Raw genomic sequence first — 19,067 nt, forward strand, 5'->3', positions numbered from 1 at the left:
CTATTCTGCCGCGCGTTTTCTGACCCAGCCAAGGAAGGCCGCATCCGGGCGCCGCAGCCGTGGCGCGCCAGAGCGCACCCACATCGTGCGCCAGTCCGCCTCCAGCGCATAGACATCCACGCCGGGGATCAGGCTGCGGGCCTGCTCCAGCGTGCGCGCGCTCAGCACCGGCGGGCGCTGGCTGTTGTCCAGCACCGCATGTTTCTGGGAAAACCGGATCAGATCCCCCGGCAGCTCCTCCATCGCGTAATCCGGCAGGGGCTGGGCCGCAATCATGTCGCGCAGCATCTTGCGAAACACCCGGCGCGGCGAGGCTGAGCCGGATTTCTTCAACAGCACCTCCACCGAGATCTGCCAGCTGTCCTGCCGCCCGCAATGTTTGCGCGCCAGCTCATAGATGCGCCGCTCCAGCGGTTTCCTGAGCCGGAAGTAATCGCGGCTGAGGGTCAGCACCGATTTCGACAGCACCGCGCGATAGATCCATTCGCTGAGCGTCACCACCACATTGACCATCCGCCCGCCGCGCGCCTTGCGCACAATCTCCCAGCTCTCGATCAGGCCAAAGCCGCTGGTCACCTCCTGACCGCCGGTGACGATATTGGTGGTGATGCGGGTGCCCGCCAGCCGCTCAAACGCCTCGCGCAGACGGCGGTAGGCATCGCCCGAGGTTTCGCGGTTGGTCGCCACCAGCAGATCATGGGCGGTGAGATGCAGCGTGCGGCTGACCTGGCGGCCCGCGTTCACCGCCGCCATCAGCTGGCTGATGCAGAAGATCAGAATGTCCTTGTCGTGGATCGTCGCCAGCCCTTTGACCGAAGGCACCACGGTGATCTCGGCACCATTGTGTTCGTAGTTCAGAATCCGCCGGTCCGGCCGTGTGCCAAGCGAGAACAGCGGGTGTTCCATCGAGGCGAGATCGTTTTTCGGGATCGCATCAAAGATATCGCAGAGGAAAAAATCCCCGCCCTGCGCCCCGCCGCCTGCGGTCATCTGGCCTGAAATCTGGCCTGCCATGTCACTGTCCTGTCTGCTCTGCCGCCCCTCGTCTGTGCGGGCCTTATGGCCTCTTTCGGGGTGACTCGCGTCTTCGTGGTTTTGATTACGCCCACCCTAAAGTTATCCACACCAGTTCTCAACGGGGGTTCAGAGTCACTGCTTCGGGGGATCAGAGTCAGTCTATCGGGGTTTCAGAATCGCAAAGCCCTGAAAAAAGTCCCGCATCGCCAATGAAAAAAGGGCTTTGCGCCGATGGGTGTTGCGCCTTAACTTATATATAACTCAATAATAACAGGTAGAAAAAATCGACGCCGGAAAAATCACCCCCGGTCGCGCCCCAGAGCCACCCGATTTTGACGCCGCAACCCCCGGATTTGCTTAGAAAATTCAAAAGAGATGCGCATATATCTTTCATGTGCGCTGTTTTCTGCTATCATCCGCAAAAGGCCGCACATCAGGGGTGCCCTTCGGGGGCAGTCCGGATGGAAGGGGCACAGGCAGAGGCATGAGAGCAATGGCACGAGAGACCCAGAAGAAAGACCCAAGCCGCGGCGCGGCCGGGCTGCCCCCCTATTTCAACATCGACCCCGACAGCGCGCTCAGCGATCTGGATGCCCCCACCAGCACCGGTGGCTTTGCCGATATCGCCGAGGCCTGCGCCCGGGGCCGGGCGGATCTCTCCAGCCGGGGCATGAACGAAGAGGGGCGCAAAGCGCTGCGCCTGTTCTCCACCTGGGAAATCACCCGCTATCTGATCCCGGTTGCCCAGGCCCATTTCCGCCGGGTGCTGAAGGCCAACCCCGAACTGCCGCAGGGCCGCTCTGAAACCGAGGGCGGCGCCAAGTGGTTCACCCTCGACGAGGTGCTGCGGCTGCGGGCGCATTTCGCCGCCCAGGGCTCCAAGGCCAAGGATTACCAACCCTACCGCCCCGAAGGGCTGCCCGCCAAAATGGTCGCTGTGGCCAACTTCAAAGGCGGCGTGGGCAAGACGTCGACGGCGGCCCATCTGGCGATGTCAGCCGCGCTGGATGGCTACAAGGTGCTGGTGATTGATCTCGATAGCCAGGGCTCGATGACCTCGATCTTCGGCGGCCGCGTGGAGGATGAATGGCAAACCGCCTTCCCGCTTTTGGCGCGCCATTACGGCGATCACCTGCGGCTGGAAAACCAGCGCCGTCTGGATCGCGGCGATGCGCCCCAGCCGCTGGACGACAGCCTGTCGGCCGCGATGGAGATGACGGCGGCGGATGTGATCCAGCCCACCCATTGGCCCAATATCGATCTCATCGGCGCGCAGCTGAACCTCTACTGGGCGGAATTCCAGATCCCGGTCTGGCGCATGGCCGCGCGCTCCTGGAAGCTCTGGGATGCGCTGACCGAACGGCTGGAGGCCGACGGGGTCTTGGACCAATATGACGTGATCTTCATCGACACGCCGCCGGCCCTTGGCTACCTGACCATCAACGGTCTGTCGGCGGCGGATATCCTCTTGGTGCCGATGGGCGCGTCCTTTCTGGAGTTCGACAGTACGGGGCGGTTTTTCGATATGCTGCATTCCACCTTCGCCTCCATCGAGGAGGGTGAGAACCTGGCCGCGCGCGCGCTGGGGCGGCCGGAGATTGCCTTTGAATGGGATGCGGTGCGCACGGTAATCACCCGCTATGACAGCGCCCAGCAGGGGGAGCTGGCAGCCCTGATGCAGGCCTATCTGGGCCCCACCCTGTCGCCGCACCGGCAAGATTACACCGCGCTGATCGGTCAGGCCGGCGAGCAGGTCAATGGCATCTACGAGGCCGATTACCGCGATTTCAACCGCGAAACCTATGCGCGCGGGCGCGAGACCTTCGACGCCACCTATGCGGCCTTCAAGCGGCTCCTGCTGGCGGTCTGGCGCCGGGATGAGTTGCAGATGCAGCGCGCGGCGCAGTAACGGGCTAAAAACACACCGCGCCTCATACTGTGACCCCGGCGGCCCCCAAGGGCAGACAGGACCGCAGAGATCAGATCAGGCGCGACAAAAAAAGGACAGGCAGATGGCAAAACGCAAACGGCTTTCCCCGGCACAGCCGACCTATCTCAGCACCGCGCCGGAGAGCAAATCCGCCCTCGGCGGCCCAGGTTCGCTGTCAGCGCCACCGATTGCGCAGGTCGCCTCCGAAGCCGCCACAGAGGGCGCGCTGCAGGAGCTGACAGCGGTGCTGGAGACCGCCCGCGCCAAGGGGCTGATGATCGAGGAGATCGCGCTTGAGGCCATTGATGAGACCCATCTGGTGCGCGACCGGCTGGAACAGGACGAGGAGGAAATGGGGGCGCTGGTGGGATCCCTGCGCGCCCGTGGCCAGCAGACCCCGATCGAGGTGGTCGAGCTGGGCCAGACCGCAGATGGCAAGACCCACGGGCTGATTTCCGGCTGGCGCCGTCTGCGGGCGATGCGCAGGCTGCATGCCGAAACCGGCGATCCCGCCTTTGCCACCATCAAGGCGCTGGTGATCCAGCCCGATGGCGCTGAGGGCGCTTATGTGGCGATGGTTGAGGAAAACGAAATCCGGGTGAACCTCTCCCACTATGAACGGGCCCGCATTGCGGTGCGGGCGCTGCGCGAAGGGGTCTACAGCAGCCAGAAATATGCGCTGCAATCGCTGTTTGCCAATGCCACCCGCGCCAAACGTTCCAAGATCGGCAGCTTTGTCACCCTGGTTGAGGCGCTGGATGAGGATCTGCTGTTCCCCACCGCCATCCGCGAGAAACTGGGGCTGGGGCTGGCGCGGGCCTTTGCGCAGACACCCGGCTTTGCCGATGAGGTGGTCGCGGCCCTGCGCGCCACCGCCCGCCCCACGGCAGAGGCGGAACAGGAGGTGCTGAGCCAGCTGCTGGCGGCTTATGAGGGGAGTGAGATTCCGGGCCCCGCTGTGGATCAAGCGGCCTCTGCCGTCCCGACGTCTGAGCGGGCGCCGGCTCCTGCGGAACAGCCTGCCCCGGCGCCCCGGGTGCGCAGCCTTGATCCTGCGGATCACATTGGCGCGGATGAGCGGGTGAGCGTGCAAGCCGCTGCGGGCGTGCGGCTGGGGTTCACCCCCGGTCAGCAGCGGATCGAACTCACCGGCACGGCAGTGGATACGACACTGATGGAAGATCTGAAGGCCTGGCTGCGCCGCCGCTGAACGGAGCCTGACAAGAGCATGCAAAAAGACCCTGATACAGGCGTATCAGGGTCTTTTGCGTTTCTGGGAGATAGGTTTCGGCGGGCTTATCGGCCCACCCCGACATAGGTTTCAAACCCGGCGCGTTTGGCGGCTTTGGCGGTGTAGATATTGCGCAGATCCACCATCCGGGGCTGCGCCATCTTGCGCGCCAGCGCCTTCAGATCGAGGGCGCGGAATTCATTCCATTCCGTCAGCAGCACCACCAGATCGGCATTGCGCGCGGCCTTATAGGGATCGTCCTCCCATTTGACACCGGGCAGCAGATCGCGCCCCTCGGCCTCGCCCTGCGGGTCCACCACCCGCACCTTGGCGCCGCCGCCAATGAGGGCCGGCACGATGGTGAGGCTCGGCGCCTCGCGCATGTCATCGGTATTGGGTTTGAAGGTGACGCCCAGCACCGCGATGGTCTTGCCGTTGAAATTGCCGTCACAGGCGTCGCGCAGCTTCTCCAGCATCCGCGCCTTGACCTCCTGATTGACCCGCATCACGGTTTCGGTGATCTGCATCGGATAGGCATGGTCCTGACCGATGCGCGCCAGCGCGGCAGTGTCCTTGGGAAAACACGACCCGCCATAGCCGGGACCGGCATGCAGGAACTTATTGCCGATGCGCCCGTCCAGCCCGATGCCACGGGCGACTTCCTTGACGTCGGATCCCACCCGCTCACAGAGGCCGGCGATTTCATTCATGAAGGTGATCTTGGTCGCCAGAAACGCATTGGCGGCATATTTGATCATCTCGGCACTTTCGAGATCGGTGGTGAGGATCGGGAAATCGCGCAGATATAATGGCCGGTAGATCTCGGCCATGACCTCAGCGGCGCGGTCGTTCTGCACGCCCACAACCACCCGGTCGGGGCGCATGAAATCATCAATCGCCGCCCCTTCGCGCAGGAACTCCGGGTTGGAGGCCACATCAAACTCCGCCGCCGGATTGGATTTGGCGATCACCTGTTTCACCTGCCGGTTGGTGCCGAGGGGAACGGTGGATTTGGTGACCACCACGGTATAGCCCTGCAGGGCGGCGGCAATTTCCTCGCTGGCGGCCATCACATAGGTGAGATCGGCATGACCATCGCCGCGCCGTGTTGGCGTGCCAACGGCGATGAACACCGCTTCGGCCTCGGCGACGGCGGCGGCCAGATCATCGGTAAAGGAGAGCCGGCCCGCCGCCACATTGCGCGCCATCAGATCCTCCAGCCCCGGCTCATAGATCGGCACCTCACCGGCTTGTAGCCGGGCGATCTTGGCAGCGTCCTTGTCGACGCAGACCACGTCATGGCCAAAGTCGGAAAAACAGACGCCGGAGACCAATCCGACATATCCGGTGCCAATCATTGCAATGCGCATGGGGGTGGTCCTTTGCTGTTGCCTCATGGCCCTCGCTTGGGGGAGGGCTTTGGATATCAGACATATACGGGCGCGCGGGGGGCGGGAACCGGAATTTTGGGCCGCTGACGGGGGTGGGCAAAATAGGTCCGGTTCGGACCAAATGTTTCGCACGCGAAACATTTGGTCAATCATGCTGACCTAATTGAAGGGGAGAGTCTTGCTGCCAATTTCACAGAAATCGGCAGGCCTGCGGCGCGCGTCTTTAGGGAAAGGTGACAGGTCAGAGATGCCTGTCGCCCCGGATTAGCCCTGCCCCGGATCAGCCTTCCGCGTCGCTGTAATACGCCCGGTACCAGGCAACAAACCGCGCCACGCCCTCTGCGACGCTGACTTGCGGTTCATAGCCGGTGAGCTGGCTCAGCAAGCTGGTGTCGGCCCAGGTGGCCGGCACATCCCCGGCCTGCATCTCCATCAGGTTTTTCTCGGCCGGAAGTCCCAGCGCGGTTTCCAGCGCCGCGATATACTCCATCAGCGGTGTCGGCTTGGAGGCGCCGATATTGACCACCCGGAACGGGGCGACAGGGCTGAGATTGTCCTGTTCCGAGACCGGCTGATCCCCCGGCACCGCGTCGATCAGCCCGGTGATGCCGGTCACCAGATCGTCGATATAGGTGAAGTCCCGGCTCATCCTGCCGTGGTTATAGACGTCGATCGGCTGACCGGCCTGCATCGCCTTGGTGAATTTGAACAGCGCCATATCGGGCCGGCCCCAGGGGCCGTAGACGGTGAAGAAGCGGAACATGGTGGTGGGCAGCCCATAGAGATGGGCATAGGAATGCGCCATCGTCTCGCCTGCCTTTTTGGTGGCGGCATAAAAGGACATCTGATGATCGGCCTGCTGACGCTCATCAAAGGGCATCTGGGTATTGGCGCCATAAGCCGAGGAGGTGGAGGCGATCAGCATATGGGCGGGCGGATGGGCGCGGGCGGCCTCCAGCAGTTCAAAGGTGCCAATGAGATTGGCCTCAAGATAATCGCGCGGCGCATCAATCGAATGGCGCACCCCGGCCTGGGCGGCCAGATGGATCACCGCATCGGGCTTATGGGTGTCAAACAGTGCCATCAGGCGGCCGGGATCTTCCAGCTTGCCAATGATTGGCGTGAAGCCGGCGTGCGCTGCCAGCATGGCGTGGCGGCGTTCTTTCAGGCGGACATCATAATAAGGCGAGAGGCAATCCAGCCCAATGACACGCCAGCCTGCGGCCAGCAGCCGGTCTGCCAGGTGATAGCCGATAAAGCCGGCCGATCCGGTGATAAGAGCGGTTTTCATGCCCCTTAGGTGGCGGCTTGGGCGCGGGGTGTCAATGCGTCCTGCGGCGGGGAAACCAATCTGTCACCGGCAGGTGAATTGACAGCCCGGTCTATTTATGAGTTTTGCGCTCTGAACCAAACCCGCCGCTGCCCGCAGGAGCCCTTGTCGCTGTGAACGAAACCTTGATCCCCGAGCCTGCGCCTCAGGCTGATATGCAGCAGGCCAATATGCAGCAAGCCGGTGCCGGACGTCTGGTGGCGGTGGTGGTCACCTACAATCGGCTGGAGAAGCTGAAGGTGACGCTGGCGCGGCTGCTGGAGAGCCCCGCTGAGGACCTGGCGGCGCTGGTGGTGGTGGACAATGCCTCCAACGATGGGACTGGTGACTGGCTGGCCGGCTGGGCGGCGGAGCATCCGCGGGTTGATGTGATCACAAGTGCCACCAATCAAGGCGGGGCCGGGGGCTTTGCCCTGGGAATGCGCCGTGCGATGGAGGCCCATAGACCCGACTGGCTGGTGGTGATGGATGATGATGGCCGCCCGGAACCCGGTGGGCTGGCGGCGTTTCACGCCATGGGGCAGAGCGGCGCGCTGGCCCATTGGGACGCGGTGGCGGCGGCGGTCTATTTCCCGAGCGGCGAGATCTGCGAGATGAACCGCCCTTCGCGCAATCCGTTCTGGAGCTTCGGGCATTTCCTCTCCACCGCGCGCAAAGGGCGCGATGGGTTCCATATTCCGCGCCGCGCCTATGAGGGCGGGCTGAGTGCGATTGATGTGACCTCTTTTGTGGGGTTCTTCATTTCAGCAGCGGCGGTGCGGCGGGTGGGCTACCCGGATCCCAAGCTGTTCATCTACGGCGATGATGCGCTTTATACGCTGGGGCTGAGTGCGGCGGGCGGGCGCATCTGCTTTGCCGCCGATGTGCGGTTTGAGCATGATTTCTCCACCTTCAGCAATGGCGACAGCGGCCAGCGGTTCCGGCCGCTGTGGAAGGTCTATTACCATCACCGCAATCTGCTGCTGCTGTACCGGCAGGCGGCGGGCTGGCTGTTCTGGCCGGTGCTGTTGCTGATCCTGCCCAAATGGGTGCTGAAAGTGCGCCACCACCCCGGCGTGCGCCGGGCCTATCTACGCCTGACCTGGCTGGCGGTGCGGGACGGGCTGTTGCGCCGGCTGGGGCGCAGCCACGGCGAGGTGCTGGCAGAAGCCCGCGAATAGGGGCCGATCAGCGGTTCAGGATCACCCGGTGATAGCGGCGCATCAGGATCAGGCCGAGGGCGGTCAGCGCCAGGCCGATCAGCAGCACATAAGAATGGCTGACGTAATCGGCATTATAGGTGGGGTAGAACCCGGTGCGCATCAACCCGGTGATATGCAGCAGCGGATTATACCACAGCACGTCCTGCGCCACCGGCGGCAGATCCTCATAGATATAGATCACGCCGGAGGCCAGAAACAGCGGTCGGGTGATGATCGACCAGGCCACATCCCACAAGGGAAACAACCCCATCAGCACCGCATTGATGCAGCCCACGCCCAGTCCCAGCACCATGGCGAGGGTGATGGCTTCGACCAGCGGCGGCAGGTCGATGGCAGTGCGGCTGTCGATCACCGCAAGGATGCCGGTGATCAGCAGGGTGGTGATGACAATGCCGGTCAGGCTGTTCAGCACAAACCGCGCCAGGATCGCATCCAGCCAGGTGACCGCGGGGTAGCGCAGCAAGGGGCGGGAATAGGCCAGCGCCCGCGCAACGGTGCCGGAAAGAGTCTGATACAGGTTAAATGGCAGAAACCCGGTGGCGTAGAACAATAGGAAGCTGGTGCCGAGCGAGGGCGTGCGGATCACCAGCGAGAAGCCCAGCGACAGAAACAGGATTGCGGCGAGCGGTTCCAGAATGCCCCAGAGGTAGCCGCCGGGGGTGCGCCCGTAGCGGGTCGACATCTCGCGCAGCACCAGTGCCGCCACGGTGCGCAGTGTCGCCATGCTGCGGCGGTGCCGCTGGTGCGGATTGGCGGCGGGGCTGGTGGGGATCTGAGCGGGGATCTGTGCCGCGCCTTGTGTCTTTGGCGGGCTTAACGGGCGGGGCTGAGCCGGGGGCGCAGAAGAAGACAGGCTGGCCATGAACACCCCATGAATACCCATTGTGAAACGCGGATCGCGAACGGTATTATGAGAGAAACAAAAGACAATGACAAACGGCTTGGGGCAGGGTGCTTTTGGGCCAGGACAGGTTGATCATGACACAGACGCCCCCGTCGGCCCTGACCGGACGCCCCGCTTCAGATGAGGCGACCTCAGAGGAGGTGGCTGCGGCAGAGACTGCCGCCAGCCCAGCGACCGGCACCCCCGCGGCCTCTCCTGCTGCCACAGCATCAGACAGCGCCCCGAATACGGCAGAGGCCGCCGCCCCCGCCCAGCGGGTGCCGGATCCCGTCAAACAGCTGAAACGGGTGCGCCGCAAGGCGCGCAAGGCTGAGGCCGCGGTGGCCGAGCTGGAAGCGCGCATTGCCGAGGCCGAGCAGCGCCCGGCCTATCCGCTGGCGCGCCCCGCCAGTATGAAAAAACGCCACTGGGGGCTGGTGATCAGCTTTGTGGCGCTGGTGCTGGCGCCGCTTCTGGCGGTGATGATCTACCTCTGGACCTTTGCCGAGGATCAATATGCCTCCACCGCCGGCTTTACCGTGCGCAGCCAGGAAAGCAGCGGCGCCAATGATCTGCTTGGCGGTCTGGCGCAGTTTGCAGGCACCAGCAGCGCCTCGGACAGTGATATTCTCTATGAATTCATCCAGAGCCAGGAAATGGTGGCGGCGGTCGACAAAGCCGTGGATCTGCAGGGGCATTACAGCGCGCTCTGGCCGCGGGACTGGGCTTTTGCGCTCTGGCCGGAGGCCTCGCTGGAGGATCTGACCTGGTATTGGCAGCGCATTGTCGGCATCTCCTTTGACAGCGGCTCGGGGCTGATCGAGGTGCAGGCGCTGGCCTTTGATGCGGCGACTGCGCAGGCGATCACAAAAGCCATCGTGGCGGAGAGCCAGACCCGGATCAATGCGCTGAACGAACAGGCGCGCGCCGATGCGATGCGCTATGCCCGCGCCGATCTGGACGAGGCGCTGGAGCGGCTGAAGGAAGCCCGTCAGTCGCTGACCCAATTCCGCACCCGCACCCGGATTGTGGATCCCGAGGCCGATATCCAGGGCCGTATGGGGGTAATGAACAACCTCCAGCAGCAGCTGGCCGAGGCGCTGATTGAACAGGATCTGTTGCTGGTTTCTGTCAGCCCGTCAGATCCCCGGATCAAGAAAGCGCAGCAGCATATTGATGTGATCCGCGACCGGATCAATATCGAACGGCAGACCTTTACCTCCAACAACACCGACACCGGGGGCGTCGGGGAGGATTACCCGTCGCTGATTTCCGAGTTTGAACGGCTGACGGTGGACCGCGAATATGCCGAGGAAAGCTATCGTGCGGCGCTGACGGCGCTGGAGGTGGCGCGCGATGATGCCGCCCGTCAGAGCCGCTATCTGGCGACCTATATCAACCCCACCCGTGCCACCGAGGCGGAATATCCCCGCCGCGCGGTGCTGGCCGCCCTGGCCGGGCTGTTCCTGCTGCTGACCTGGTCGATCCTGACGCTGATCTACTATTCGATCCGCGATCGCAGTTAAGTCGAGGGGGCAGGGCGGTGATCCGGTTTGAAAATCTGACCAAGAGCTTCTGGCTCAAGGGCGAGCGGCGGGTTGTCATCGACAATCTGAACCTGACCCTGCCGACGGGGCGGTCGCTGGCGCTTCTGGGGCGCAATGGCGCGGGCAAATCCACCCTGCTGCAGCTGGTGGCGGGCACCATGCGCCCCGATCATGGTGAGATCATCTCCGACGGGTCGATCTCCTGGCCGGTGGGGCTGGCGGCGTCGTTTCACGGCGATCTGAGCGGCGCGGAAAACGTCCGCTTCATCGCGCGGATTTACGGCGTGGATACCGATGATCTGGTGGGGTTTGTGGAAGATTTTGCCGAGTTGGGCAAATTCTACCACATGCCGATGCGCAGCTATTCTTCCGGCATGCGGGCGCGGCTGACATTCGGCGCCTCCATGGGGATCAAGTTTGACACCTATCTGGTGGATGAGGTGACGGCGGTGGGCGATGCCGCCTTCAAGCGCAAAAGCCGCGATATCTTCACCGACCGGATGCGCCATTCCAGCGCCATTCTGGTCAATCATTCGATGCGCCAGCTGCGCCAGTTCTGCAATGCCGGCCTGGTGCTGGATAATGGCCGGCTGCGCTATTTCAGCGATCTGGATGAGGCCATTGCCGAGCATCACCGCCTGATGGCGGTCTGACGGGGGTTGAGATGTCCGGCAGGTGTTCCCGTAATGCCTTGATATCAAATTAAAATGCAGGTCTTTGCCGGCGCTGAAACCGATCCTTGTATGCTTTTGGATTGTTTGACAAAAAGGGCAGGGGACGCAAACAGGACGGGGTGCCGGGGTGAATATACTGATGGTGGGCGCAGGGCTTTCGGGCGCTGTGATCGGACGGCATCTGGCCGAGGCAGGTCACAAGATCACGGTGCTGGACAGCCGCGACCATATCGGCGGCAATTGCCATACCGCGCGCGATGCGGAGACCGGCGTCATGGTGCATGTCTACGGGCCGCATATTTTCCACACGGATGACGCGGAGGTCTGGGACTATGTGAACGGGTTTGAGACCTTCCTGCCCTATAAAAACCGGGTGAAGACCACCAGCCTGGACCCCGAGGGGCGGCGCGGGGTGTTCTCGCTGCCGGTGAATCTGCACACCATCAACCAGTTCTTCGGCAAGACCCTGCGCCCCGAAGCGGCGCATGAGTTCATCACCCAAGAGCAGGCCGATACCTCCATCACCGATCCGCAGACCTTTGAAGAGCAGGCGCTGCGCTTTGTGGGCCGCGATCTTTATGAGGCGTTTTTCAAGGGCTACACCATCAAGCAATGGGGCGTGGCGCCAAGCGCACTGCCGGCCTCGATCCTGAAACGGCTGCCGGTGCGGTTCAACTACGACGACAATTACTTCTTCCATAAATATCAGGGCATGCCGGAGAACGGCTATACCGCGATGATTGAAAAAATCCTCGATCATCCGGGCATAACGGTCAAGTTAGAGACTGTTTTTGACCAATCGCAGGCGGCAGATTACGACCATGTGTTCTACTCCGGGCCGTTGGATGGGTATTTCGACTACCAGCTGGGCCGGCTGGGGTACCGGACGCTGGATTTCGAACGGTTCACCCATCAGGGCGATTATCAGGGCTGCGCGGTGATGAACTACGGCGAGGAATCCGTGCCTTACACCCGCATCACCGAACACAAGCATTTCGCCCCCTGGGAAAGCCATGACGGCTCGGTCTGCTACCGTGAGTTTTCCCGCGCCGCAGAGCCGGAGGATATCCCCTATTACCCGATCCGCCAGGTCGAGGAGAAAGCGCTGCTGGGAGAGTATGTGGCGCTGGCCGAACAGGCCGAGGGCGTCACCTTTGTGGGGCGTCTGGGCACCTATCGCTATCTCGATATGGATGTGACCATCCGCGAGGCGCTGGACACCGCGCGCGGCTTTCTGGCGGCGGCGGAGGCAGGCAACCGGGCGCCTGCGTTTTTCGTGGCACCGCTCTGAGCGGATCGGCGGGCTGTGGCAGGTGGCTTGGTCTGGACCCGTACCGGATGTTAGAGTAGGGCTTGGGCGCCGGAAAATAAGGCTGATGAAGTAACGAGATGGAGCCGATGAGCGACAAGACCGGAGCCAGACCCAAGACGCTTGTGATTCACATCGGCGACCACAAGACCGGGACCACCACCATCCAGAACGCGCTGGCTGTGGGCAGCATTCAGCTGCATGACGCCAAGCTGCTCTACCCGGCCAAGATGAACCACAATTATCTGACCGGGTTTATCACCAGCTATCGCAAGGGCACGCCCCTGCCCAAACATCTGGAGGATCGCGACGGTCTGACAGAGGTGGCCGCCCAGATCGCGGCCTCGGATGCGGATTATGCGGTGCTGTCTGCCGAGGCGTTTGAGAATATCCCGGCGCCGGAATTTCACGATCTGGTCGAGACCTTCTTTCGCGGCTGCGCCGATCGCATTCATATCGTGGCCTATGTGCGCCCCCATGCGCAGCGGATCCTGTCGAGCTATGCCGAGCAGATCAAGATCGGCTGGTACCGGGGCAGCATGCAGGAGTTCTTTGACCACAATCTGCAAAACGGCCGCTTTCACTACGCGCCACGTTTTGCCCAGTGGCGCCAGCTGTTCGGCGAGGATTTCACCCTGCGCCCGATGATCCGCAAGGAGCTGAAAAACGGCTCGGTGCTGGATGATTTTGCCGAGGTGGCCTTTGACGGGCGGCCCTGCACGGTGGAGGAATTCGAGCCGGAAAACCAGGCCATGACCGTGCGCGAGCTGGCGTTGATGTATTTCCTGCAAGGTAAGTTTCAGGAACAGGACCCCTGGCTGCGCCATACGCTGGGCTGGGAAGTGTCGCGCCAGCTGGACCGCTCGCGCGGCGACAGCGAGGCCAAGGTGCGCAAACTGGTGATGGCACGCGATCTGGCCGAGGCCGCCACCGCCGCCTATCGCTGCGATGCCGAGGTTATGGATGCCGAATTCTTCGGCGGCCGGCCGCTGTTGCGCAATGCGCTGCGCGACATGGAAAAACAATCCGCCCCGCGCGCCCCCTCACTGGATCCGAGCCAGTTTTTCAGCCCCGAACATCTGCGCAACCTGACCGTCATGGCCAAGATCATCGAAGGCATGCTGGAGCGGCAGGGCAAATGGCCCTCCTATTTCCACAGTCACCGGATCAAGGATATTGAACGGCACAAGAACGCGCGTCTGGGGCTGGATGAAAACGGCGATCCGCTGGAGCCGGAGGTGGATGCAGAGATGCCTGCCGGATCCGAGACCGCAGCCTCTCCCGCCACCCAGAGCGCCACACCCACATCTGACACGCCGGCCCAGACACCACCGTCACCGCCCGCGCGCGTCCTCGCAGATGCCGCCGCAGGCGCTGCGCCACAGAAGGATCAGCCATGAATATCCGTTCCTCCCTCGCCGCGGTCATCGTGACCTATAACCGGCTGGACAAGCTGAAGCGCGTGATCGCGGCCCTGCAGGCGCAGACCTGCCTGCCGGAGCGGGTTTTTGTGATCGACAATGCCTCCACCGATGAGACCGGCAGCTGGTTGACCCAACTGCAACAGGACGACCCGCGGTTTCAGCATGTGCGGCTGCCGGAGAACATCGGCGGCGCTGGCGGCTTTTACGAGGGCGCGCGGGTGGCCTATGAGGAAGGCTATGATTACATCTGGTTCAGCGATGATGATGCCTACCCAGAGCCCAATGCCATCGAGCTGCTGCTGACCGGCATCAAGGATTTCGAGGCGCGGTTCACCTGGCGGCCGTCTTTTGCCTGTTCGGCGGTAAAATGGACCAATGGCGATCTCTGCGAGATGAACACGCCTTCGACGGTCTGGGACTGGCCGCGGTTCTACAGCCCCGAGACGCCTTATTTCCTGGTCGGATCCTGTTCCTTTGTCTCGGTGCTGGTGCCGCGTTGGGCGATCCAGAAACACGGTTTTCCGATCAAGGAATATTTCATCTGGTACGATGATGCCGAATACACCCAGCGGATCGCCAAATCCTACCCTGGCATCTATTGCCCCAACAGTGTGGTGGTTCATGATGTGCCGGAAAACAAGGGCGTGAACTATTCGCTGGTGAACCAGGCCAATATCTGGAAATTCCGCTATGGCGCGCGCAATGAGGCGTCGTTCCGCCGCCGTGAACAGGGCTGGGCCGGGGTGGCTGTCTTTGCCCGCGGGGTGCGCCGGCAGATGCGCCAGGGCAATGTGGAAAAATCCCTGCGCCGGGAGGTCTATAAGGCGATCTGGCAGGGCTGTTCCTTTAATCCGCCCATCGTGCGCCCCGATCCCGACACCGGCGTCTGAAACAGGACGTCTGAAACCCAGCATCTGAAAACGGCGTCTATATAGGCCCGTTCCCCACAGATCGCACAAGCCGACAGGCAGGCAGACAGAGCACGAGGCAGGAGCCCCCATGTCCCAGGACAGAGAGTATATCGATCAGGAGATCGCGCAGATCCGTTTCATCTATGAAACGCTCTATCCCGAGACCCCGGTCGAGACCCATATGTGGTGGGAAAAGGCCAAGCTGCCGACCCCGGCGGTGCAGCCGCAGGAGATGGCCTATGGCGCCGAGATGATGGCGCTGACCTATATCGGCAACCTGCGCACCGGACCGCAGGAGACCCCGGCGCTGCCGGGCAAACGGGTGTTTGTCACCATTCCCTCGCCGCGCCAGGTGGCGGTGCGCGAAAGTGCTGGCGGCGTGCCCTGGCACAAACGGCCGCGCAAATACCGGGCCATTCATGCGCTCTCGCCGATATTGGCGGAACAGATGAAATATCAGATCGAGGCGCGGCGGTTCCGCAAACTGCCCAGTCGGCATAAATTCTCCCGGCTGGCCTGTTCACGCGGCATCTTTGAAACCCAGAAAATGGCCCCTGAGGGGCGCCATGGCGGCAAGGATCCGGCGATCCTGATCGGGCTGCACTGGCTGGATGTGGGCGGTGCCGAGAGCCTTGGCATCGACAGCATTCAATGGGCGCTGGATGCCGGGTTGCGGGTGTTTGTCATGGTGGGTCAGCAGGGGCCCGAACGGCTGCTGGCGAAACTGCCCGATGATCCGCGCCTGCAGTTGATCCGCACCGACCGTTACCTGCCGCGCAGCCAGACCAGCGGTTTTGTCAGCCAGCTGATCGCGCAGGAAAACATCATCCTCACCCACAATCATCACTGCGTGCCGCTCTATGATGCCTTGCCCACGATCAAGCTGCGCCATCCGCATGTGGTCAATATCGACAGCACCCATATCGTGGAATACGCCGATGGCGGCTATCCGCGGATCTCGGGCGTCTGGAGCAATTACATCGATCATCACCATGTGATCAGCGGCGATCTGGAACGCTTCTACAAGGAGCGGTTCCGGGTCTATGGCAGCAAGCTGGTGCTGGGGCGTCTGCTGGATGACAGCCGCCGCGGGGCGGAGGTGGCGCCGGTGCGCATCAAGGCCGGGCAGAGCCGCTGCCGGGTCGCCTTTGTCGGGCGGATGGTGCATCAGAAACGCCCGGTGGTGGCGCTGTCGATCATCCGGCGGCTGCGTGCCTGGGGCAAGCGCAACGGTGTGGAATTCCGCTTTGATATGGTGGGCGAGGGGCCCTATCGCGGCGCGGTGGAACATCTTTTGACCCGCTACCGGCTGACGGATGTGGTGCATCTGCATCCTGCGGGCACCGATGTGCCGGCCCTCCTGGGCGAGAGCGATATCCTTCTGGTGCCGTCGTCGAACGAAGGGCTGGCGCTGGTCTGTTATGAGGCGATCGAGGCCGGCTGCGTGCCGATCTGCTCCGAGGTGGGGGCGCAGGCGGAGATCTGCCCGCCGGAAACGCTGGTGGCCTGGTCGCCGCTGCAGGCGGTGCGCGACAGCGTCGCGGTGGTGCAGCGGCTGTTGCGCGAGGAAGGCTTTGCCGAGGCGGTGGAGACCGGCCAGCGCGCCCGGATGCAGGCCTTGCAGGATGAGCCTTCGGCGCGCGAGGTGCTGGACCGGCTCTATCGCGATACGCTGGCGGCGGCGCAAGCCGGACCTGAGAGCCAGAGCGAGACACCCCAGCCTGCTGCCGCCAAACGCAAGACAAAAGGCAAGGCCCCGGCATGACCCGTCGGCTGTGGCTGCATATCGGCTCGCATAAGACCGGGTCGACCTCGCTGCAGACCGCGCTGCGACAGGGGCAGAGCGACAAGACCCTGGGTCGCTGGAGCTATCTGCATGCCCGCCCGCGGGTGGATTTCAACCCGCTGGTGCGCTGCCATGGCATGGGCGCGGGGATGCACACCGAATTGCGTTGGCCGTTTCTGGAGCGGCGCATGGCGGATGCCGATCATCGTGGCCATGGTGACTGTATCCTGTCGAGCGAAATGCTGTTCTGGCTGATGGATGTCGCGGATCTGGAGGCGCTGCGCCAGCAGCTGCTGACCCATTTTGACGAGATCAGCGTGGTGGCCTATCTGCGGCGTCAGGACGCGCTGGCGCTGTCGCACCGCAAACAGGTGGTGATGGGGCGGGCGGCCTATCAGTTTTACGGCGCGCAGATCCAGGGGCTGCCGGAATTTCAGCCGCATATGATGCGCTATTTCGACTATGCCACCAAACTGGCGCGCTGGGAGCAGGTGTTCGGGGCCGAGAATGTCACCGTGCGCCGGTTCCAGCGTGGCGATCTGGTGGGCGGCGATACGGTGCTGGATTTCTACCATCTGGTGGGGCTGACGCCACCGCCGGAGCTGCCGCAGGAAAACGCGGCCTGGTCGCGCAGCCAGTTGCTGGCGGGGCTGTGGCTGCGCCAGCGTGGCTATCCGCGCCAAAGCTTTGCCGAGGCGGTGCAGGAGCTGCCGGATGATGGCCGTCTGATGCCCGCGCGGGCAGAGGCGGCGGCGTTTCTGGCGCGATTTGACGCGATCAACCGGGCCTTAGCGGCGCGTTATGATCCCGAGGGGCCGGAGATGTTTTTTGACTGTGATCTCAGCCGTTATCCCGAAGCGGGCAATGGCGAGGGGCTGGAAGGCGACGCGGTGGTGACGCCTGAGGTGCTGGCGGGGTTGGAGGCGCGGGCGCGGGCGGAAATGGCGGCGCGGGAGCTGCCGCTGGATCCGCTGAACCCGGAGGATCGGCTTTAGGCTGCCGCAGACCGATTATTGATCTGGCATCCCCCTCCGCAAGAGATTGCGGGGGGATTTTTTATGCGCGCGCGGGTCATCAGATCCGCGCAAAAGAAAAGGCCCCGCAAAGCGGGGCCTTTCCGAAGACATGTGACAGCGCCAATTAGACGATGAAGTCGCCTGCGTCCAAGCTTGCGAGTGTCACATCTGTAGTGTTTTGCAGAGCTACAGAGGTATCAGCGTCAATTTGCAGCACAACGTAGGTACCATTTGCAGCACCGGGAGTCCCATCAACTTCATATGCATTGGCGAGCAGATCTGCCAGCGTCATGCCTCCATCAACCAGTTCGGAGATGTCAAGCAAGTCGGTCCCATCGGTGAAATCTTCGATGGTGGTTGCGCCTGTGCCCGCTTTCAGGACAAAGGTGTCCGCACCAGCGCCACCGAGCAGATCGTCACCGCCGAGGCTGGTGTAGATCACATCGTCGCCAGCACCGCCGTCAACGTCATCTTTGCCCGCACCGCCGCGCAGTTCGTCGTTATTGTTTCCACCGTTAAGGACGTCGTTGCCGTCGCCACCTTTCAGGGTGTCATTACCGTCGCCACCGTTCAGCTGGTCTGCACCTGCACCACCGTTGATGACGTCGTTGCCCGCACCGCCGTCGAGGCCGTTGTTAGCTGCATCGTCGCCGTTGCCGCCGAAGATGGTGTCGTTGCCGTCGCCGCCGGTGATTTCATCGTTACCTGCGCCGCCACCAAGAAGGTTGTCATCGGACGCGCCACCAGTTGCTGCGGTGATGACATCATTGCCGTTACCGCCGCGGATGATGTTGTCGCCGGTGCCGCCATTGATCTGGTCGTTGCCGTTTTCACCGAGAATCAGGTCATCACCATCGCCACCGGCGAGGATGTCATTATCATCGCCACCGGACAGGCTGTCATTGCCGTCACCTGCAGTGATGTTGTCAACGCCTTCGTGACCGGTGAAGGTGTCATTGCCGTCATCTTCGCTACCGGTTTCGTCGACAGTTGCATTCGATGTCGATGCTACCCAAGTGTCGTCACCGGTGGTGAAGGGGATGGTTTCAGTAAAGGTGACCGGAATGGTCGACTGAACGCCATTGGCATCTTCTACGACGATGTCATAGGTGAAGGATGCGGTGCCACCAACATTGCCTGCTGCGCGCAGGGCTGCGTCGCTTGCAGTGAATGCAACGGAAGTTGCGCCTGCGCCATCAACGATGCTGAATTGGCCATCGTCGTTGTTGAAAGCAGTGCCCGCGTCGGCGATTACAGAACCATCAACACTGATGATGGTGTGCCCGTTTGTCAGAGCTGCGTCTGCGGTCAGGTTTGACCCGTCCCAGCGATATGTCAGTTCAGAACCGGCTGCGCCAGTAAAGGTCCCATCAGAAACAATCGGATTGTGGACCGAAGCGACGCCGGATTCCAAAA

Annotated in this window: 15 protein-coding genes; 10 read left to right on the plus strand and 5 right to left on the minus strand. The window is 62.6% G+C overall.

Annotated elements, in window-relative coordinates; genetic code table 11:
- Complete coding sequence (locus tag phaeop14_RS19090) at positions 1-1,014, minus strand: replication initiator protein A (RefSeq protein WP_052463968.1); 1,014 nt, start codon at positions 1,012-1,014, stop codon at positions 1-3.
- A 496-nt stretch (positions 1,015-1,510) separates the two neighbouring features.
- On the opposite strand from phaeop14_RS19090, the gene phaeop14_RS19095 reads away from it, so the two are divergent.
- A complete protein-coding gene (locus phaeop14_RS19095) occupies positions 1,511-2,926 on the plus strand; it encodes an AAA family ATPase (protein WP_040175799.1) in 1,416 nt (471 codons plus the stop codon).
- Between the two features lie 103 nt (positions 2,927-3,029).
- Positions 3,030-4,157 (plus strand): ParB/RepB/Spo0J family partition protein, encoded by a 1,128-nt coding sequence (locus phaeop14_RS19100; RefSeq protein ID WP_096790636.1) that lies wholly within the window; start codon positions 3,030-3,032, stop codon positions 4,155-4,157.
- Positions 4,158-4,243: 86 nt separating this feature from the next.
- Here phaeop14_RS19100 and phaeop14_RS19105 read toward each other — a convergent pair whose 3' ends face one another.
- Complete coding sequence (locus tag phaeop14_RS19105; RefSeq protein ID WP_040175802.1) at positions 4,244-5,548, minus strand: UDP-glucose dehydrogenase family protein; 1,305 nt, start codon at positions 5,546-5,548, stop codon at positions 4,244-4,246.
- A 301-nt stretch (positions 5,549-5,849) separates the two neighbouring features.
- The gene (locus phaeop14_RS19110; RefSeq protein ID WP_096790637.1) at positions 5,850-6,860 is read right to left on the minus strand and encodes an NAD-dependent epimerase/dehydratase family protein; all 1,011 of its coding nucleotides are present in this window, start codon (positions 6,858-6,860) and stop codon (positions 5,850-5,852) included.
- Positions 6,861-7,012: 152 nt separating this feature from the next.
- On the opposite strand from phaeop14_RS19110, the gene phaeop14_RS19115 reads away from it, so the two are divergent.
- On the plus strand, positions 7,013-8,059 hold the full coding sequence (locus tag phaeop14_RS19115) for a glycosyltransferase (RefSeq protein ID WP_096790661.1): 1,047 nt from the start codon (positions 7,013-7,015) through the stop codon (positions 8,057-8,059).
- 7 nt (positions 8,060-8,066) lie between these two features.
- On the opposite strand, the gene phaeop14_RS19120 is transcribed toward phaeop14_RS19115, so the two are convergent.
- Complete coding sequence (locus phaeop14_RS19120; protein WP_096790662.1) at positions 8,067-8,963, minus strand: ABC transporter permease; 897 nt, start codon at positions 8,961-8,963, stop codon at positions 8,067-8,069.
- Between the two features lie 116 nt (positions 8,964-9,079).
- Between phaeop14_RS19120 and phaeop14_RS19125 the strand changes: the two genes are divergently transcribed.
- From phaeop14_RS19125 to phaeop14_RS19155, 7 genes are all read left to right on the plus strand, one after another.
- On the plus strand, positions 9,080-10,510 hold the full coding sequence (locus tag phaeop14_RS19125; protein ID WP_096790638.1) for a KpsE/RkpR family capsule polysaccharide export protein: 1,431 nt from the start codon (positions 9,080-9,082) through the stop codon (positions 10,508-10,510).
- Positions 10,511-10,527: 17 nt separating this feature from the next.
- On the plus strand, positions 10,528-11,184 hold the full coding sequence (locus phaeop14_RS19130) for an ABC transporter ATP-binding protein (protein ID WP_027246738.1): 657 nt from the start codon (positions 10,528-10,530) through the stop codon (positions 11,182-11,184).
- A 148-nt stretch (positions 11,185-11,332) separates the two neighbouring features.
- Entirely contained in the window at positions 11,333-12,496 is a 1,164-nt protein-coding gene (glf, locus tag phaeop14_RS19135; protein ID WP_369808853.1) for a UDP-galactopyranose mutase, read from the plus strand.
- A 107-nt stretch (positions 12,497-12,603) separates the two neighbouring features.
- Positions 12,604-13,914, plus strand: a complete 1,311-nt coding sequence (locus phaeop14_RS19140) for a hypothetical protein (RefSeq protein ID WP_244905873.1) — start codon at positions 12,604-12,606, stop codon at positions 13,912-13,914.
- Positions 13,911-14,828 carry a glycosyltransferase family 2 protein gene (locus phaeop14_RS19145; RefSeq protein WP_040179249.1) on the plus strand — a complete coding sequence of 306 codons (918 nt, stop codon included), beginning with the start codon at positions 13,911-13,913 and terminating at the stop codon, positions 14,826-14,828. Before phaeop14_RS19140 ends, phaeop14_RS19145 begins: the two co-directional genes overlap by 4 nt.
- A 109-nt stretch (positions 14,829-14,937) precedes the next feature.
- Positions 14,938-16,614: a glycosyltransferase family 4 protein gene (locus tag phaeop14_RS19150; protein WP_040179250.1), complete on the plus strand. Its 1,677-nt coding sequence runs from the start codon at positions 14,938-14,940 to the stop codon at positions 16,612-16,614.
- The gene (locus phaeop14_RS19155) at positions 16,611-17,630 is read left to right on the plus strand and encodes a hypothetical protein (protein ID WP_096790640.1); all 1,020 of its coding nucleotides are present in this window, start codon (positions 16,611-16,613) and stop codon (positions 17,628-17,630) included. The genes phaeop14_RS19150 and phaeop14_RS19155 overlap by 4 nt, the downstream gene beginning before the upstream one ends.
- A gap of 145 nt (positions 17,631-17,775) precedes the next feature.
- Here phaeop14_RS19155 and phaeop14_RS19160 read toward each other — a convergent pair whose 3' ends face one another.
- Positions 17,776-19,065 (minus strand): calcium-binding protein, encoded by a 1,290-nt coding sequence (locus phaeop14_RS19160; RefSeq protein WP_096790641.1) that lies wholly within the window; start codon positions 19,063-19,065, stop codon positions 17,776-17,778.
- Positions 19,066-19,067 lie beyond the last annotated feature (2 nt).

This window comes from Phaeobacter piscinae (genome assembly GCF_002407245.1).
In the GTDB taxonomy this organism is placed as follows: Bacteria; Pseudomonadota; Alphaproteobacteria; order Rhodobacterales; family Rhodobacteraceae; genus Phaeobacter; species Phaeobacter piscinae.

Excerpts from the sequence above, each read along its gene's own strand:
- phaeop14_RS19090 (WP_052463968.1), bottom strand. The coding sequence starts at position 1,014 with ATGGCAGGCCAGATTTCAGGCCAGATGACCGCAGGCGGCGGGGCGCAG.
- phaeop14_RS19095 (WP_040175799.1), top strand. The coding sequence starts at position 1,511 with ATGGCACGAGAGACCCAGAAGAAAGACCCAAGCCGCGGCGCGGCCGGG.
- phaeop14_RS19100 (WP_096790636.1), top strand. The coding sequence starts at position 3,030 with ATGGCAAAACGCAAACGGCTTTCCCCGGCACAGCCGACCTATCTCAGC.
- phaeop14_RS19105 (WP_040175802.1), bottom strand. The coding sequence starts at position 5,548 with ATGCGCATTGCAATGATTGGCACCGGATATGTCGGATTGGTCTCCGGC.
- phaeop14_RS19110 (WP_096790637.1), bottom strand. The coding sequence starts at position 6,860 with ATGAAAACCGCTCTTATCACCGGATCGGCCGGCTTTATCGGCTATCAC.
- phaeop14_RS19120 (WP_096790662.1), bottom strand. The coding sequence starts at position 8,963 with ATGGCCAGCCTGTCTTCTTCTGCGCCCCCGGCTCAGCCCCGCCCGTTA.
- phaeop14_RS19125 (WP_096790638.1), top strand. The coding sequence starts at position 9,080 with ATGACACAGACGCCCCCGTCGGCCCTGACCGGACGCCCCGCTTCAGAT.
- phaeop14_RS19140 (WP_244905873.1), top strand. The coding sequence starts at position 12,604 with ATGAGCGACAAGACCGGAGCCAGACCCAAGACGCTTGTGATTCACATC.
- phaeop14_RS19145 (WP_040179249.1), top strand. The coding sequence starts at position 13,911 with ATGAATATCCGTTCCTCCCTCGCCGCGGTCATCGTGACCTATAACCGG.
- phaeop14_RS19150 (WP_040179250.1), top strand. The coding sequence starts at position 14,938 with ATGTCCCAGGACAGAGAGTATATCGATCAGGAGATCGCGCAGATCCGT.
- phaeop14_RS19155 (WP_096790640.1), top strand. The coding sequence starts at position 16,611 with ATGACCCGTCGGCTGTGGCTGCATATCGGCTCGCATAAGACCGGGTCG.